At 60.3% G+C, this 15,030-nt stretch carries 20 protein-coding genes; all 20 read left to right on the top strand.

Annotated features, from left to right (window positions below; translation table 11 throughout):
- Positions 1-49 precede the first annotated feature (49 nt).
- Complete coding sequence (locus ACWKV4_RS17370) at positions 50-580, top strand: terminase small subunit (RefSeq protein WP_483833345.1); 531 nt, start codon at positions 50-52, stop codon at positions 578-580.
- Positions 577-2,259 carry a terminase large subunit gene (locus ACWKV4_RS17365; RefSeq protein WP_483833344.1) on the top strand — a complete coding sequence of 561 codons (1,683 nt, stop codon included), beginning with the start codon at positions 577-579 and terminating at the stop codon, positions 2,257-2,259. The genes ACWKV4_RS17370 and ACWKV4_RS17365 overlap by 4 nt, the downstream gene beginning before the upstream one ends.
- Positions 2,259-3,545, top strand: coding sequence for a phage portal protein (locus ACWKV4_RS17360; RefSeq protein WP_483833417.1), 1,287 nt, complete (start codon positions 2,259-2,261; stop codon positions 3,543-3,545). Before ACWKV4_RS17365 ends, ACWKV4_RS17360 begins: the two co-directional genes overlap by 1 nt.
- Positions 3,546-3,548: 3 nt before the next feature.
- Positions 3,549-4,421 carry a head maturation protease, ClpP-related gene (locus ACWKV4_RS17355; RefSeq protein ID WP_483833343.1) on the top strand — a complete coding sequence of 291 codons (873 nt, stop codon included), beginning with the start codon at positions 3,549-3,551 and terminating at the stop codon, positions 4,419-4,421.
- A gap of 13 nt (positions 4,422-4,434) precedes the next feature.
- The gene (locus ACWKV4_RS17350; RefSeq protein WP_483833342.1) at positions 4,435-5,658 is read left to right on the top strand and encodes a phage major capsid protein; all 1,224 of its coding nucleotides are present in this window, start codon (positions 4,435-4,437) and stop codon (positions 5,656-5,658) included.
- A gap of 41 nt (positions 5,659-5,699) precedes the next feature.
- Positions 5,700-6,092, top strand: a complete 393-nt coding sequence (locus ACWKV4_RS17345) for a hypothetical protein (protein ID WP_483833341.1) — start codon at positions 5,700-5,702, stop codon at positions 6,090-6,092.
- 3 nt (positions 6,093-6,095) lie between these two features.
- Positions 6,096-6,572, top strand: coding sequence for a head-tail connector protein (locus ACWKV4_RS17340; RefSeq protein ID WP_483833340.1), 477 nt, complete (start codon positions 6,096-6,098; stop codon positions 6,570-6,572).
- Positions 6,572-6,910: a phage head closure protein gene (locus ACWKV4_RS17335; RefSeq protein WP_483833339.1), complete on the top strand. Its 339-nt coding sequence runs from the start codon at positions 6,572-6,574 to the stop codon at positions 6,908-6,910. Before ACWKV4_RS17340 ends, ACWKV4_RS17335 begins: the two co-directional genes overlap by 1 nt.
- Positions 6,903-7,343 carry an HK97-gp10 family putative phage morphogenesis protein gene (locus tag ACWKV4_RS17330; protein ID WP_483833338.1) on the top strand — a complete coding sequence of 147 codons (441 nt, stop codon included), beginning with the start codon at positions 6,903-6,905 and terminating at the stop codon, positions 7,341-7,343. Before ACWKV4_RS17335 ends, ACWKV4_RS17330 begins: the two co-directional genes overlap by 8 nt.
- 2 nt (positions 7,344-7,345) lie before the next feature.
- Positions 7,346-7,705 carry a DUF3168 domain-containing protein gene (locus tag ACWKV4_RS17325; RefSeq protein WP_483833416.1) on the top strand — a complete coding sequence of 120 codons (360 nt, stop codon included), beginning with the start codon at positions 7,346-7,348 and terminating at the stop codon, positions 7,703-7,705.
- 75 nt (positions 7,706-7,780) lie between these two features.
- The gene (locus tag ACWKV4_RS17320; RefSeq protein WP_483833337.1) at positions 7,781-8,284 is read left to right on the top strand and encodes a phage tail tube protein; all 504 of its coding nucleotides are present in this window, start codon (positions 7,781-7,783) and stop codon (positions 8,282-8,284) included.
- A gap of 9 nt (positions 8,285-8,293) precedes the next feature.
- Positions 8,294-8,695 (top strand): phage tail assembly chaperone family protein, TAC, encoded by a 402-nt coding sequence (locus ACWKV4_RS17315; RefSeq protein WP_483833336.1) that lies wholly within the window; start codon positions 8,294-8,296, stop codon positions 8,693-8,695.
- 41 nt (positions 8,696-8,736) lie between these two features.
- Positions 8,737-8,970, top strand: a complete 234-nt coding sequence (locus tag ACWKV4_RS17310; protein ID WP_483833335.1) for a phage tail assembly protein T — start codon at positions 8,737-8,739, stop codon at positions 8,968-8,970.
- 53 nt (positions 8,971-9,023) lie between these two features.
- Complete coding sequence (locus ACWKV4_RS17305) at positions 9,024-9,377, top strand: hypothetical protein (RefSeq protein WP_483833334.1); 354 nt, start codon at positions 9,024-9,026, stop codon at positions 9,375-9,377.
- A 51-nt stretch (positions 9,378-9,428) separates the two neighbouring features.
- Positions 9,429-12,278: a phage tail tape measure protein gene (locus ACWKV4_RS17300; RefSeq protein ID WP_483833333.1), complete on the top strand. Its 2,850-nt coding sequence runs from the start codon at positions 9,429-9,431 to the stop codon at positions 12,276-12,278.
- 19 nt (positions 12,279-12,297) lie between these two features.
- Positions 12,298-12,636: a phage tail protein gene (locus ACWKV4_RS17295; protein ID WP_483833332.1), complete on the top strand. Its 339-nt coding sequence runs from the start codon at positions 12,298-12,300 to the stop codon at positions 12,634-12,636.
- The gene (locus tag ACWKV4_RS17290; RefSeq protein WP_483833331.1) at positions 12,636-13,334 is read left to right on the top strand and encodes a phage minor tail protein L; all 699 of its coding nucleotides are present in this window, start codon (positions 12,636-12,638) and stop codon (positions 13,332-13,334) included. The genes ACWKV4_RS17295 and ACWKV4_RS17290 overlap by 1 nt, the downstream gene beginning before the upstream one ends.
- A gap of 8 nt (positions 13,335-13,342) precedes the next feature.
- On the top strand, positions 13,343-14,113 hold the full coding sequence (locus ACWKV4_RS17285) for a C40 family peptidase (RefSeq protein ID WP_483833330.1): 771 nt from the start codon (positions 13,343-13,345) through the stop codon (positions 14,111-14,113).
- Entirely contained in the window at positions 14,106-14,738 is a 633-nt protein-coding gene (locus ACWKV4_RS17280; RefSeq protein ID WP_483833329.1) for a tail assembly protein, read from the top strand. Before ACWKV4_RS17285 ends, ACWKV4_RS17280 begins: the two co-directional genes overlap by 8 nt.
- Before the next feature lie 8 nt (positions 14,739-14,746).
- A partial coding sequence (locus ACWKV4_RS17275; protein WP_483833328.1) for a hypothetical protein occupies positions 14,747-15,030 on the top strand: 284 nt, incomplete at its 3' end.

Here is a 15,030-nt window from a genome sequence, read left to right as displayed (position 1 = left end):
CCGCACCGACCGCACGCGCAGATTTTTTTCCTTTCACAGGTTTTTGTTAATGGCTTTAACACCCAAAAAACGCGCTTTCGTAAAGGCGGTGAGGGAAGGTGCGTCCAATAAAGACGCGGCCATTGCCGCCGGATGCCCCGAAAAGACTGCCTCTGCGGCCGGTTCACGGCTTGCCAAGGACAAGGATGTGATCGCCGAGCTTCACAAATTGAACGCCCTGCATCCTGTTAAAACTGATGTTAAAACTGTTAAAGGCGTTAAAGCTTCCAAGGCCGAGGCGGCACCTGAGCAAGCGGAACCTGAACCGGAAACGGAGGGCGACGCTGAGCTATTCGACTTGCACCTGGCGCTTTCCCACCGCGACCCTAAAGACTTCCTCTTGGCCGTCATGAATGATTTCGGACAGGAAGCGAAACTGCGGGTCGATGCGGCGAAGGCGCTAATGCCGTTTGTTCATCAGCGCAAAGGCGAGGGCGGAAAGAAGGAGCAAGCCAAGGAGAAGGCGGCACAGGCCGGGCAAGGCAAGTTCGGTCCGCGCCAGCCACCCAGCTTGAAGGCCGTGCCAGGCGGTAAGCCTTGAAATGGACAACGGCTTGTCCCGACTGGGAGGAGCGAATTGTCGCCCGTGAGAGCCTGATTCCGTTCGAGCCCTTGTTTCCTGATCAGGCCGCCGAAGCGCTGGAAGTGTTCGGTGCGCTTCGCATGATGGACGCCACCGGTAGCCCGCTGATGAGTGAAACGGTGCGGGCCTGGGTAAATGAATTCGTGGCCGCCATTTTCGGTGCCTACGATCCTGAAACTGGGCGCCGCATGATCAGCGAATTCATGCTGCTGATCAGCAAGAAGAACGGCAAGTCGACAATCGCTGCGGGGATCATGCTCACAGCGCTGATCTTGAACTGGCGAACCTCGGGCGAATTCATCATCTTGGCGCCGACCAAGGAGATCGCTGACAACTCCTACATCCCGATCCGGGACATGGTAAGGGCAGACGACGAGCTCTCGACGCTGCTCAAGGTCCAAGACCACCTGCGTACTGTTACCCACCACAACACCGGGGCAACCCTGAAGGTAGTCGCAGCTGATAGCGAAACCGTTTCAGGCAAGAAGGCCATCGGGGTGTTTATCGATGAGCTCTGGGTGTTCGGCAAGCGTGCCAACGCCGAAGCGATGCTGCGTGAGGCCACTGGCGGCCTGGCATCCCGGCCTGAAGGCTTCATTATCTGGGCAACTACTCAGTCGGATGCGCCGCCAGCTGGTGTGTTCCGGCAGAAGCTGCTGTACGCCCGTCAGGTACGTGACGGCACAATTGTTGACCCGTCGTTCCTTCCGGTGCTGTACGAGTTCCCTAAGCACATGCTGGACGCTGGAGCGCATCGTGAGGCTTCGAACGCCTACGTCACCAACCCGAACCTGGGCTTGTCGGTCGATGAGGCATTCATCGAACGGGGTTACGCCCAGGCGCAACTCGACGGCGAAGAGTCATTCCGTGGCTTCCTGGCCAAGCACCTTAACGTAGAGATCGGCCTAGCGCTGATGTCCGATCGCTGGGCTGGGGCCGAGTTCTGGGAGCGGCAAGGCGTGGGCTACTGCACGGCGCTGGATGACCTGCTCGACCGCAGCGAAGTGATCGATCTGGGCATAGATGGGGGCGGCCTGGATGACCTGCTAGGCCTGGCTGCGGTTGGCCGGGAAACCGGTACAAGACGCTGGCTGGTTTGGACCCACGCCTGGGCTCACCCCTCAGTCCTCGAGCGTCGTAAGGCTGAAGCACCGCGCTTTCGCGATTTTGCAAAGGATGGACACTTGACCTTGGTCGAGCGCATCGGCCAGGACATCGAGGATGTTGCTCGGCTGGCATCTCTGGTTGAAGAACAGGGTTTGCTCGACCAGATCGGCGTGGACCCGGCCGGTATAGGCGCTATTCGGGATGCGCTGGAAGAAGCCGGCATACCCGAGGAAAAAATCGTGGGTATCTCCCAAGGCTGGAGGCTGGGGGGAGCTATCAAAACCGCCGAACGCCGGCTGGCCGAAGGCGAAATGGTGCATGGTGGCCAACCAATGATGGCCTGGTGCTGTGGTAACGCTCGCGTCGAGCCCCGGGCAAATTCGATCCTGATCACTAAGCAGGCCAGCGGCTCGGCCAAGATTGACCCGCTGATGGCCCTGTTCAACGCGGTATCCCTGATTTCACTCAACCCCGAAGCGCTGGGCGGTAGTTCTGGCTTTTACGACAACCCGATCATGGTGGGCATTTGATGGCGCGCGACACGAAACCCGGCCGCATCAAGAGCGCGCTGCTCGATTGGCTGGGCGTGCCTATCACCATGCGCGACCAGGCATTCTGGAAGGAATGGAACGGCACTTCGACCAGCGGCAAAAACGTCACGGTTAATAAGGCGCTGCAGCTGTCGGCCGTGTGGGCCTGCGTACGGCTGGTATCGGAAACGATTTCCACGCTGCCGCTGAAGCTGTACGAACGCAAGGAAGATGGCTCCCGTGCCCCGGCTACGAGTCACCCGCTTTACCAGGTATTGAGCGTCAGTCCCAACGCGGAAATGACTCCAGCGCGTTTTATGCTGCTGGTGGTGGCCAGCCTGGTACTGCGTGGTAACGCCTTCGTAGAAAAGCGGCGAGTCGGAACGCGCATTGTTGCGCTGTTACCTCTGCTGCCGCAGTGCATGGTGGTCAAGCGTCTGGACAGTGGGCGCCTCGAGTACGCCTATAGCGAGAACGGCAAACCACGCATCATTGCCGAGAAAGATCTGATGCACATCCGCGGTTTCGGCCTGGATGGTGTTTGCGGCCTCCAGCCCGTTCAAGTTGGACGCGAGATCCTTGGCGCGGCCATGTCGGCCGATGAAGCGGCAGCCAAGGTATTTGCCCAGGGCATGCAGGCGGCCGGCATTCTGAGCAGTGACAAGAAGCTCACGGACGTGCAGCGCGAGAAGCTGCGCAAGAGCCTCACCGCGTTCATGGGGTCATCGAACTCCGGCAAGGTGATGGTGGCCGAGGACGGGTTCAAGTACCAAGGCATCACCATGAACCCCGAAGCCGCCCAGATGCTGGAAACCCGCAACTTCGAGATCGAAGAAATTTGCCGGTGGTTCCGCGTGCCGCCCTTCATGGTCGGCCACATGGACAAGCAAAGCAGCTGGGCGTCTAGCGTCGAGGGCATGAACCTGCAATGGCTCACCAACGGCCTTCGCCCGATGCTGGAGAACATTGAGCAGGAAATCAGTCGGTGCCTGCTTAACAACGACCCACGCTACTTCGCCGAGTTTTCGGTAGAAGGCTTGCTGCGTGCCGACAGTGCCGGCCGGGCGCAGTGGTACTCCACTGCGCTGCAAAACGGCTGGATGTGTCGCAACGAGGTCCGGCGCCTGGAGAACGAGACGCCTATCCCAGGCGGCGAGGTCTACACCGTGCAGTCCAACCTCCTGCCCATTGACCAGCTTGGCAAGGCACAGGATGGCGAACAGGCTCGCTCTGCGCTGGCCACCTGGCTGTTCCCCAACGCCCCGAAAGACCCGAAACCGGAGTAACCCATGACCCTGAAGACCATTCCGGCGGCGCCGGAGGCCCGGCCGCGCGCGCAAATCCAGTGCGACCTGATGCCCATGGCCCTGGAACGCTGGAATCCGGCGATCAAGGCGGCCGCGACTGACGACACTACCATCACCATGTATGACCCGATCGGGTTCGATTGGTGGACGGGGGAGGGCGTAACTGCCAAGCGCATTAGTGCTGCGCTGCGCAGCATGGGCGACAAAGACGTGACGGTGAAAATTAACAGTCCTGGCGGCGATGTTTTCGAAGGCCTGGCTATCTACAACCTGCTGCGCGAGCACAAAGGCAAGGTGACAGTGCAGGTGCTGGGCCTGGCCGCATCGGCGGCGTCGTTTATCGCCATGGCCGCCGATGAAGTGCAGATCGCGCGGGCTGGTTTTTTGATGATCCACAACGCGTGGACCATTGGTGCTGGCGATCGCAACGAGCTACGCGAGGTCGCGGATTTCCTCCAGCAGATCGACGGCACCTTGGCTGACATCTATTCGGCCAAGACCGGTGAGCCGACCGAGGCCATGAGCAAGCTAATGGACGCTGAAACCTGGATGGGCGGCAGCGCCGCCGTGGATGCCGGTTTCGCCGACAGCCTGCTGGATTCCGACGCGACCCAAGAAGACACGAAGGCCGCAAGTCCGTACCAGGTGGCGGCCCGCCGGCTTGACACCATCCTGGCCAAGCAGGGCATGCCGCGCAGTGAGCGCCGCGCTCTGATTCAAGAACTCAAGGGGGGTATGCCTGGCGCTGCCTCCTCCGGTACGCGCAGCGCTGCCGACACCCAGGCCGATTTGGCCGAACCCATCGCCGATCTACAGGCCGCTCTGGCCCGCTTTACGGCAGCCGCGAACCGATAAACAAGGAACTACCATGGCAGACACCACCGCCGACCTGCTCAAGCAGGTTTCCGCCGAACTGGAAAAGGCATCCAGCGACTTCAGCAAGAAGGCTGAAAGCGCACTCAACGAGGCCAAAAAGGCCGGCAGCTTGTCCGAAGATACCAAAGCTGCAGTCGACGAACTTGCAACGAAGTTCAACAGCCTGACCGAGGCGGAGAAGCAGCTCAAAGCTCAATTGGGCGAGTTGGAACAGGAATTTGCCCGCATCCCTGCGCAAACCCAGGCTGGCCAGCGCGACACCGTCGGCACCACGGTGATCAAGAGCGAGGCGTTGAAGAGCTTTGCCGCCAGCGTTGAGGGCGGAAAGCGCGTCAGCGTTCCTGTGCAGGCCGCGCTAATCAGCTCGGGTGTTGCTCCTGGCGTCGTTGAACCACAGCGTCTGCCTGGCATTGATGTGATGCCAAAACAGCGACTGTTCATCCGGGACTTGATCGCCCCGGGTCGCACTACTTCTCCGGCGATCTTCTGGGTTCAGCAGACCGGCTTCACCAACGCGGCCAAGGTCGTGCCGGAGAACACCGCGAAGCCTTACAGCGACATCCAGTTCGGTACCAAGATCACCCCGGTGACCACCATCGCCCACATGTTCAAGGCGTCGAAGCAGATCCTAGACGATTTCGCCCAGCTTCAGTCCACCATCGACACCGAGATGCGCTACGGCCTGAAGTACGTGGAAGAGCAGGAAATTCTCTTCGGCGATGGTACCGGCGCCCACTTGGCGGGTATCGTGCCGCAGGCATCGGCCTACAGCGCTGCGTTCCAGGTAGAGCAGCAGAACGGCATCGACGATCTGCGCCTGGCCATGCTGCAAGCGCAACTGGCCCGCCTGCCGGCCTCCGGCCACGTCCTGCACTTCATCGATTGGGCGAAGATCGAGCTAACCAAGGACACGCTGGGGCGCTACATCCTCGCCAACCCGCTTGGCCTGGCCGGCCCGCTGCTGTGGGGCTTGCCGGTGGTTGCTACCGAAATCGCCGCATTCCAAGGCAGGTTCCTGACGGGCGCTTTCGCCACTGGGGCGCAGATCTTCGATCGCGAGGATGCGAACGTGGTGATCTCCACCGAGAACGCCGACGACTTCGAGCGGAACATGATCTCGATTCGTTGTGAAGAGCGTCTGGCGTTGGCCGTAAAACGTCCCGAGGCCTTTATTTACGGCAAGTTCACTGCCCCGAACACCGGCGCCGGCGCTTAAGGCCCCCAACTGGGCCGCCCCAGCGGCCCACGGAGAAAACCATGAAAATGATCAGCCATAAGCCCCTTTATCTAGGGGGCAAAACCCTGACCGAAGGTTCGGTTTTCATTACTGATGAGCAGCATGGCCGCGAACTGATCATTCGCGGCTTCGCCCAGTTGCACGATGGCACAGGTGAGCCAGCGGTTGATCTGACCGTTCCGCAAACTGTGGTAGAACCCCTAACCTCCGGTGGCGTGAAGAGCGTTATTCCGGCATTCAAGGCAGTGCACAAGGGTGCCGGTAAGTGGGTGGTCGTAGACGCTACCAACGAGGCGGTCGGTGATTTCAGCGGTAACCGCGAAGAAGCCACAGCCGAGGTGGAACGCCTGGCAGGCGGCGGCGAACCGTTGAATATCGAAAGCGATGACAACCCACCACCGCCTACGGAGTGATCTATGTCTGTGATCAGCATAGAAACCGCGATGCAGCACTTGCGCGCCGAGCCAGAAGATAAGCCGTTCGTGCAGGGCCTTTTGGAAGCGGCGGAGGAATCAGCCAGCCAGTTCATGCAACGCAGATTCTATGCTGATCCGGCCGCGCGCTCTGCCGCGCTACTAGCAGTACCAGCGGCCCGAAACGATGCGCGTATGCTGTTCGATGTGGCTCAGACGACTGCTGCCGGGCTGGTGCGCGCTGACGATCGAGCTTCCGCCTTGGCTGAGGCCCAGGACATATTCGACGAAGCGTTGCGCGACTGCGCTATGCATGCCCGCGGCATCCTGATCAACAACGCGATACAGGCGGCTTGCCTTCTGATCCTGGGCCACCTGTTTGCCAATCGTGAAGATGTGGTAGCTGGCGTGACGGTTGCCGAACTGCCAATGGGCTCCCAGCACCTGCTGTGGCCCTACCGCATCGGGCTGGGTGTGTGATGCGCGCCGGGTTATTGCGGCACCGCATCGACATCCAGCGGCTGGAACAAAGCCAGGACCCCGAGAGCGGAGAGGCTATAAATGCTTGGGTAACCGCCTGGGCCGGGTGCCCAGCCTCAGTTGAGCCGATGTCTACCCGCGACCTACTGGCGGCCCAGGCGCAGGAGAGCGCGGCAAACCATCGGATCGTGATCCGATACAGGCCTGGCGTTAGCGCCCGGATGCGCATTGTGCATCGTGGCCAGGTGCATGAAATTCTGGGAGAGCCGCTGCCGGATAAAGTGTCAGGGCTCGACTACCTAACGATCATGACCGCAACAGGGCTTTCCGATGGCTGACTTCGTTTCGTACAAACTCACTGGCGCGGAAGAACTGTCTGCCAAGTTTCGGCAGATGAGTGAGAAGCTGCGCGAGCAGGTTGTCCGGCCAGCGGCCCGGGATGCCATGCAGATAGTCTTGAATGACGCCAAGGACCGCGCTACGCGGGTGGACGATCCGGAGACGTCCAACTTCATCCCGAAAAACATCGCCATGGTTGAGCGCAAGAAGGAAGGCCAGGCCCGAGGCGCTGTGATCATGTCCGTAGGTGTTCGGAAAACGGTTAAAGGGCAGCGGGGTGGCAACACCTTCTACTGGTGGTGGGTGGAGCTTGGTACTGAGAACGCGCGAGCCCAGCCGTACATGAGACCTGCCCTGGCCAACAATCGGGAAGCGGTATTCAAGGAATTTCTCGGATCGGCAAAGTTTCAACTGCTCAAGCTAGGGGTTTAATGATGGTGGCGCCTATTTTTCGGGTGTGTGCAGCGTCGCCGGCCGTGACTGCGCTGCTGGGTGAGTCTCCTACCAGGCTCTACCCGTACGGCGAGGCGCCGATGAACACGGCAAAGCCCTATGCCGTGTGGCAGGTTGTAAGCGGGTCTCCGCTCAACTTTATCAGCGGCCTGCCAGCCACTGACCGCTACGGACTCCAGGTCGATATCTATGGGGATACGGGGGCCTCAGTAGAGGCAGTGGCAACAGCCTTGCGGCAGGCTATCGGCAAGCAAGCCTACGTCACCGGTTTCAATGTAGAAGGCAGGAACCCAGAAACCCACAGCTACCGGAAAAGCTTCGATGTTGGATGGCTGGTATAGAGCTAGCGCTTCCCTGTTAAAACCTGATGCCCGCCGCGCGCGGGCTTTTTTATGCCCCGCGCTCCAGGAGACGCAATGAAAACCCAAGGTACTGACCTTTACGCAATCGACCCTGCCGATCACAAGTTGATCGAAGTAGGGTGCTTTACCTCCCTGGACGGCATCGATACTTCGATCGACCAGATCGAGACTACCTGCCTAAACTCCCGAGCTCGGACCTACGAGGCGGGCCTTGCCACTCCAGGTACCGCCTCGTTCGGCATTAACCTGGAGACGGCCAACCCTGCGCACATCCGCCTACACCAGCTCAAGAGGGCTGGCACCACACTTCAATGGGCGGTTGGCCTGTCCGACGGTCCGCTAGATGCCGACGGCAACGGCCTTCCACCTACAGTAGAGGCAACTGCTGGCGCAGATGGCACCTTCGACTTCGTGCTACCTGAAACACGCAGCTGGATCACCTTCGAAGGGTTCATGAACAGCTTCCCGTTCACGTTCGGTTTGAACGACGTGGTGAAGTCCACGATCGGCATTCAAGTTTCTGGCGAGCCGGTTCTCATTCCTAAATCCGCGACCTAAGGCTGACCCATGGAACTGAGCATTGAAAACCTGAAGGCCTCGGGCGGCTTCGTTGCTGCTCCGGTGAAGAAAGACATCACCTGGCACGTCGACGGGGCGCCTAAAACGGCCACTGTCTACATCCGGCTGGACTCATTCCAGACGATTACATCGCGGTGGGAGGGGCAGGAACAGGGCGCCGATGCAACCGCGCTGCGCATAGCCTCCAGCACCTTCAACAAGGCTGGGCAGCCCATCTTCACTGTCGCTGACATCCTTGGAGACCCTGCTACCGGGCACGGCCCTTTGACCGCCGAATTGACTATCGCACTGCTGGCGGCCATTCATGAGGCTAACGGCCAGGTCCCCGCGGAGGGGGACAAGCCAAAAAAATCGAGCCGTCGGAAGAGTTCTGGCACGACCTCGTCCTGAACGGCATCGGTGGCCAAACGGTTGCGCAAGCCAAGTGCAGCATGACTCTGGCTGAGGCCCAGAACTGGATGGCCTACATCCGGCAGAACGGCCCGCTGAACATTGGCTTGCGCCTAGAGCTGGGTATCGCGCAGCTTCGCGCGACTGCCCACAACCTGTTTGGCTCGAACTTGACGGCTAAGGATTTCCTGCCGAACCGCGAGCCCGAACCAGAGGCGCCGCCGGCGTCGGCCAACGACATCATGCGTATTCTGCAAGCTGTCCAGACGCGATAGGAAGGAGGATTGGTCATGTAGAATATGCCGTCGATTTCAGGAGATGATCCCGGATGCAAGATCTACATGCTGGTATAGCAATAACAGTGCTTTGCTTGGCGGCGGCGGTAGTCGCTGTAAAACGGGGTAATAGTGGGGTTTTGCACTTCATAGCCGCTGCTGGCCTGAGCTTTCTTTTCCTCTATGCGTTTGTATTTTTTGATGAGGGAATGCATTACGACTACATATGGCCAGCGGGTATAGTTGGCGCCGTGGTCGGTTTAGCCTTTGCAGCACTGCGTCAAAGTGATGCACAGCAGGCAGCAAAAAAAGGCTATTCGAAGCATTTTAAGAAGTGCCCGGAGTGTGCAGAAGTTGTGAAGCGAGAGGCTTCAAGATGCAAACATTGCGGTGCATCATTTAGTTAGTTACACCGAACAAGACCGCCTCCGGGCGGTTTTTTTTGCCTGGAGAAAAACATGTCTACGGATTCCCTTGGCGAGCTAACTGTCGACCTGATCGCCAACACGGGCGGTTTCGAAAAGGGTATGGACCGGGCTCAGCGTTCGCTAAAGGCCGCGACCAAGGAAGCGGCCTACCAGGCGAACCAGCTGGACAAGCTCGTCGGGCAGATCGATCCAGCGATTGCAGCCTATGGACGCCTGGACAAGATGGAGGAGCAGCTGCGCAAGCACCGCGCGGCAGGCCGGCTAGATGAGGTCGATTTCAAGGACTACATCAGCAAGCTCAACGACCAGCGCGCCGCAGTGCAGAAGTCTAACGATGTGATGGCCACTGGCGCGATGTCCAGCAAGGCCTATGCGGCGGCGCTCCGGACTGTGCCAATGCAATTCACGGACATCATCACCAGCCTGCAGGGTGGGCAGGCCCCTCTCACTGTTCTCCTTCAGCAAGGCGGACAGTTGAAAGATGTTTTTGGCGGGGTAGGTCCGGCCGCCCGCGCGCTCGGCGGCTACGTCGCTGGCCTGGTGACCCCGGCAACTGCGGCTGCCGCGGCGCTTGCTGCGGTAGGCTATGCAAGCTACGACGCCTTCAAGACCCAATCCGAGTTCAACCAGGCATTATTCGTTGGCAAGGGCAACCTGGGCCTTACCGCCGACGGAATGCTCACGCTGGCAAAGCAGGCCGGCACCGCCGCCGGCAGCATCGGTGACGCAGAGTCGGCCTTCAAGGTCCTGGCGGCGACTGGCAAAGTCAGCACTGCCCAGTTGGCCAACCTGGGCGAGGCGGCAGTCGCTGTCTCCCAGTACACCGGGCAAGGCGCCGATGACATCGCCAAGTCGTTCGCTTCACTGGGCGATAACGCCACGGAGGCCGCGCAAAAGGCGAGTCAGCAGTACGGGCTAGTGACGGCGGCGCAGTACGATGTCATCAAGGCACTGGATGATCAGGGAGATCATCAGAAGGCCCTCGACCAGCTCTCCGCGGATCTAAACACCAACGCTTTGGCAAGGCTGGACCAATATCGTAAGTCGCTGTCTGAGATCGAGCGTGACTGGTTGGATATCAAGTCGGCGATAAGCCAGGCGTATTCGGGTTTCAAAAGCGAGCTGAACCCGGGTATCGACGATCAGATCGCCAATGTCGAAAAGCTACTCAACGATCGGAAGACGGGCATTCTTGCCAAGCTGCTTCCTAACGATATTGGTCCAGACAGCGTTTCTACCAAGTTTCTCGAAGAGAAGAGAGACGCGCTCATTAAGACCCGGGATGCGAGCATTGCCAATGCTCAAGCTGAGGCGGAGCGAAACAAGGCTGAGCAGGAATACAGCCGCACCAGCGCTGAGGTAAGTAAGCGGCTGGCGGACACCTCGCCCGAGGCCCGGAAAAAACAGGCAATCAAGGACCTGAACGATGAGTACTTCAGGCTTATGGCCGCCTCGGCGCGGGCGGGCAAGCAGAGCCCACTGCTGAATGGCGTCGACTACGACGGCAAGGGTTTCTCGGGCGGCAGCTACGACGACGCATTGGGCAAGATCAACGACGACTATGCCAAGTCGACCAAAAAGCCAGCCGCTAAGGCGTACCAGGAGGACGCGGGGACCAAGCTGCTGGATAACCTCAGACAGCAGAGTTCAGAGCTGAAGGCCCAGGGGGCCCTAGTCGATAGCCAAGTGGGCAGGAACGCTGCACTGGGAGAGAAGGCCCAGGCCCTTATTCGCTGGGAGCAGCAGCTTGCCGATATCAAATCCAAAAAGACGCTGACCGCTGACCAGAAGTCGCTGCTTGCGAGTGCCGACCAGTTGACGAACCAGTACCAGGCCAACGCTGCGCTCGAAAAAGAGATTGAGCTGAAAAAGCGCTCCAACGACGAGACGGCCAAGCTACTCGCGTTCCAAGAAAACCTGAAAAGCCAGCTCTCTTCGGCGCAGGAGGGCCTGGATGCGAGTACGGCCGGGCTCGGTATGGGCGCCGTGCAGCAGCAGCGCATCCAGGAGCAGATGCGTATCCAGCAGTCATACCAGAGCCAACTGGATCGCCTTGAGGCTCAGCACAACAAGAACCAGATCAGTGACTCGCTGTATTCCGAGCAGTCGGTCGCATTGCGACAGGCCTTGTCAGACCGCCTGAAGATGCAGCAGGACTATTACGTTCAGGTCGATGCCGCCCAAGCTAATTGGCAGCTCGGAGCAAGTTCGGCCTATCAGGACTACCTGCAAAGCGCTGCGGATGTCGCCGGGCAGACTAAGACGTTGTTCTCCGGCGCGTTCAGCGGTATGGAGGACTCCGTTGTTCAGTTCGCGAAGACGGGCAAGTTCAGCTTTTCCAACTTCGCAGAGTCGGTGATCGAGGACATGGCCCGTATGGCCGCGCGCCAGGCCACCGTTGGACTACTGAACCTGGGGGTTTCAGCACTTAGCGGCTACCTATCCGGGGGCACCTCGTCGGCTCTTGGCGCCTCCCAGGCCGGGTACAGCTCGCAGTATTTTCCGCAGACGACCGGGGCTCGTGCGGTAGGAGGGTTGGTTTCGCCCAACTCCCTCTACCAGGTGAACGAACGCGGACCGGAGCTCTATAACCAGGATGGCAAAAGTTACCTCATGACAGGATCAGGTGGGGGTAGCGTGGTGCCGCTTGGTAATTCCGCCTCAAGTGGAGGACAGGGCGGCGGCGGTCAAATCTTGATCCAGCAGAACATCAACGTGCCCGCAGTTGAGGGCAATGGAGGCTCTTCTAATGGCGCCGATGCAAACGCTTTGGCCAGCGCTTACGCCAAGGCAGCGCGGGAGGGCGCGCAGCAGGAAATCGCTAAGCAAACTCAGCACGGCGGCATGATCTGGCGGGCTATAAATCGCCCCCCTCGTTGATACAACAAAGGAGCAGCCGATGGCTGACGTATTCGCTTGGTGCCCGTTCATTGAGCCAACCGGTACCGGCACTTTCCGCGTCCGGACCGCCCAGTTCGGGGGCGGCTATAAGCAGGTAGCTGGGGACGGTATCAATAACGAGTCCCAGAGCTGGCCTCTCACTTTTCGGGGTGATGAGACCCATGTGAAGCAGATCCTTGGCTTTCTCCGGGCAAGAGCAGGGCATATCCCATTCCGCTGGACTCCACCGCTAGGCAATGAATCGCTTTTCACTTGTGCAACCTACGGCGTTACGCCGTTGGGCGGAGGGGCCTACACCCTTACTGCGACCTTTGAGCAATATTTCGGAGTGTCCTGATGGCCGAAAGCATTTATGAGGACATCCAGCGCCTGGAGGTAGGCCAGTACGTTGAGCTGTTCGAGCTAGACCTATCTGGCCTGGGTGGCGATGTGTACCGCTTCCACGGCTACACCCAGGTCGGCCCGATCTACTGGCAAGGCCTGGAGTACTCGCCCTGGCCAATCAAGATCGAAGGCATGGGCATGACAGGGGAAGGGCAGCAGAGCAACCCCATGCTCACCGTGGCGAACGTCACAGGGTTCATCACAGCGCTCTGCGCAACTTACCAGGATCTGGTGGACGGGAAGGTTGTTCGCCACCGCACCCTGGGTCGCTATCTGGACGCCGCGAACTTCCCTGGCGGCAATCCGGAGGCCGACCCGGCCGAGCACTTCGCGGATGACCTCTACACCATCGACCAGAAGCAGGCGGCCGATGACCTGACGGTGAGCTTCGTGCTCAAGTCCCCATTGATCGCGACCGACCGCAAGCTACCTGGGCGCCAGATCGTCGCCAACTGCTGCCAATGGCTGACCATCGGCGGTTACCGCGGCCCGTACTGCGCCTACACCGGGAGCGTGTACGCCACCGACGACGATGTACTCACCGATGACCCGGCCAAGGATATGTGCTCGGGCACGCTCACCGGCTGCAAGCTGCGGTTCGGTGCCAACAACCCGCTGCGCTATGGCTCATACCCCAGCGCCGGCTACTGAGGTGCTGCATGCGACTGTCCAAGGACACTATCCAGGCGATCTATGACGACGCTCGGGCTCGGCTGCCCCATGAGGCCTGCGGCTTCATCGTTCGGGAGGGGCGGGCCAATCGCTATGTGCCAGCGGCCAACACTGCGGCGCACCCTGGCGAGGACTTCCGGATCAGCGCTGAGGCCTGGGCCGAGGCCGAAGACGCCGGCAAGGTCGTGGCCATCGTGCACAGCCATCCCGGCCAGTCCGCCCGCTTGAGCCATGCCGACCGGGTATCAATGGAGTCCACGGGCTTGCCCTGGTTAGTCGTAGAGGTCCGCGAAGGCGAGCCCACTGGCCACCTGATCCACGAACCCAGCGGCTACCAGGCGCCGCTGGTGGGGCGGCCGTTTCAGCACGGCGTGCTCGACTGCTACACCCTCGTGCGCGATTACTACAGGCGCGAACTGGAAATCGATCTGCCCGACTTTGATCGTGAGGACGGCTGGTGGGACAAGGGCCAGGATCTCTACGCCGACAACTTCAAGGCCGCCGGCTTCGAACCGGTGAGCGGAGACGACCTGCGCCAGGGTGACCTGATCGTGATGCAGGTTCGGTCTCCAGTGGCCAACCACGCGGGGGTATACCTGGCCAACGGCATCTTGAAGACCGAGCCCGGCCTCCACCCGGTACCTGGCTGCATCCTGCATCACCTCTACGGCCGCGATTCGAAGCGGGACCCCTTCGGCGGGTTCTGGCGAGAGGCGGCGCGCTTCTTCATGCGACACAAGGACTCCCCCTATGGCTGAGCGCATTCGCACCATCCGCCTCTACGGCAAACTGGGGGCCCGGTTCGGCCGGGTGCATTACCTGGCGGTCAATTCGGCGGCAGAGGCCGTCCGTGCTCTGGGCGTGCTGCATAAGGGGTTCGAGCAGTTCCTCATCGAGTCCAAGGATATGGGCCTGGCCTTCGCTGTGCTCTATGGCAAGCGCAGCCTGAGCGAGGACCAGCTACGCGAGCCACCCAGCCATAACGACATACGCATCGCGCCGGTGGTCCAGGGCAGCAAGAGCGGTGGCGGGCTCCAGGTGGTGCTGGGTCTGGCGCTGATTGCGGCCGCCGTGGTCGCGGGCCCGGCTGGCTGGGCTGGCCTGGGTTCTATGTCGGCCTGGGGCGCTGCCATCGGTGGCACCGGCTGGGGTATCGCCGGCACGATCGGTCTGTCACTCGCCCTTGGCGGCGTGGCCCAAATGATCACTGGTACCCAAGCCAAGATCGATAGCGCAGAGAGCGCCGACAACACGCCCAGCTACAACTTCTCGGGCATCAAGAACACCACCACCCAGGGCAACCCGGTCCCGCTGTGCTACGGCGAGATGACCGTGGGTTCGGCCTGCATTTCACTGGGCATCGTCGCCGAAGACGAGCAATAGGGGCACGCATGAACATTATGGCCGTACAGGGCGCCAAAGGCGGCTCTAAACCACACACGCCTGTAGAAAGCCCTGACAGCCTCGTCAACACCAGCTACGCCAATATCCTGGACGCCATCAGCGAAGGCCCTATCGTTGGCTTGGTGGATGGCGCAAGGTCGATCTACTTCGACGAAACCCCGCTGGCGAGCAGCGACGGCACGCTGAACTTCACCGGCGTGACCTGGGAACAGCGTACCGGCGAGGCGGACCAGGACTACATTACCGGCTTCCCCGCGGTTGAAACTGAGCA

It is taken from the genome of Pseudomonas artemisiae, from assembly GCF_057128685.1.
The sequence above is the reverse complement of the archived record's forward strand: the minus strand, read 5'-3'. Positions and strand labels throughout refer to the sequence as shown.

Coding starts and splice junctions, on each gene's coding strand:
- ACWKV4_RS17370 (WP_483833345.1), top strand. CDS start 50: ATGGCTTTAACACCCAAAAAACGCGCTTTCGTAAAGGCGGTGAGGGAA.
- ACWKV4_RS17360 (WP_483833417.1), top strand. CDS start 2,259: ATGGCGCGCGACACGAAACCCGGCCGCATCAAGAGCGCGCTGCTCGAT.
- ACWKV4_RS17355 (WP_483833343.1), top strand. CDS start 3,549: ATGACCCTGAAGACCATTCCGGCGGCGCCGGAGGCCCGGCCGCGCGCG.
- ACWKV4_RS17350 (WP_483833342.1), top strand. CDS start 4,435: ATGGCAGACACCACCGCCGACCTGCTCAAGCAGGTTTCCGCCGAACTG.
- ACWKV4_RS17345 (WP_483833341.1), top strand. CDS start 5,700: ATGAAAATGATCAGCCATAAGCCCCTTTATCTAGGGGGCAAAACCCTG.
- ACWKV4_RS17340 (WP_483833340.1), top strand. CDS start 6,096: ATGTCTGTGATCAGCATAGAAACCGCGATGCAGCACTTGCGCGCCGAG.
- ACWKV4_RS17335 (WP_483833339.1), top strand. CDS start 6,572: ATGCGCGCCGGGTTATTGCGGCACCGCATCGACATCCAGCGGCTGGAA.
- ACWKV4_RS17330 (WP_483833338.1), top strand. CDS start 6,903: ATGGCTGACTTCGTTTCGTACAAACTCACTGGCGCGGAAGAACTGTCT.
- ACWKV4_RS17325 (WP_483833416.1), top strand. CDS start 7,346: ATGGTGGCGCCTATTTTTCGGGTGTGTGCAGCGTCGCCGGCCGTGACT.
- ACWKV4_RS17320 (WP_483833337.1), top strand. CDS start 7,781: ATGAAAACCCAAGGTACTGACCTTTACGCAATCGACCCTGCCGATCAC.
- ACWKV4_RS17315 (WP_483833336.1), top strand. CDS start 8,294: ATGGAACTGAGCATTGAAAACCTGAAGGCCTCGGGCGGCTTCGTTGCT.
- ACWKV4_RS17310 (WP_483833335.1), top strand. CDS start 8,737: ATGACTCTGGCTGAGGCCCAGAACTGGATGGCCTACATCCGGCAGAAC.
- ACWKV4_RS17305 (WP_483833334.1), top strand. CDS start 9,024: ATGCAAGATCTACATGCTGGTATAGCAATAACAGTGCTTTGCTTGGCG.
- ACWKV4_RS17300 (WP_483833333.1), top strand. CDS start 9,429: ATGTCTACGGATTCCCTTGGCGAGCTAACTGTCGACCTGATCGCCAAC.
- ACWKV4_RS17295 (WP_483833332.1), top strand. CDS start 12,298: ATGGCTGACGTATTCGCTTGGTGCCCGTTCATTGAGCCAACCGGTACC.
- ACWKV4_RS17290 (WP_483833331.1), top strand. CDS start 12,636: ATGGCCGAAAGCATTTATGAGGACATCCAGCGCCTGGAGGTAGGCCAG.
- ACWKV4_RS17285 (WP_483833330.1), top strand. CDS start 13,343: ATGCGACTGTCCAAGGACACTATCCAGGCGATCTATGACGACGCTCGG.
- ACWKV4_RS17280 (WP_483833329.1), top strand. CDS start 14,106: ATGGCTGAGCGCATTCGCACCATCCGCCTCTACGGCAAACTGGGGGCC.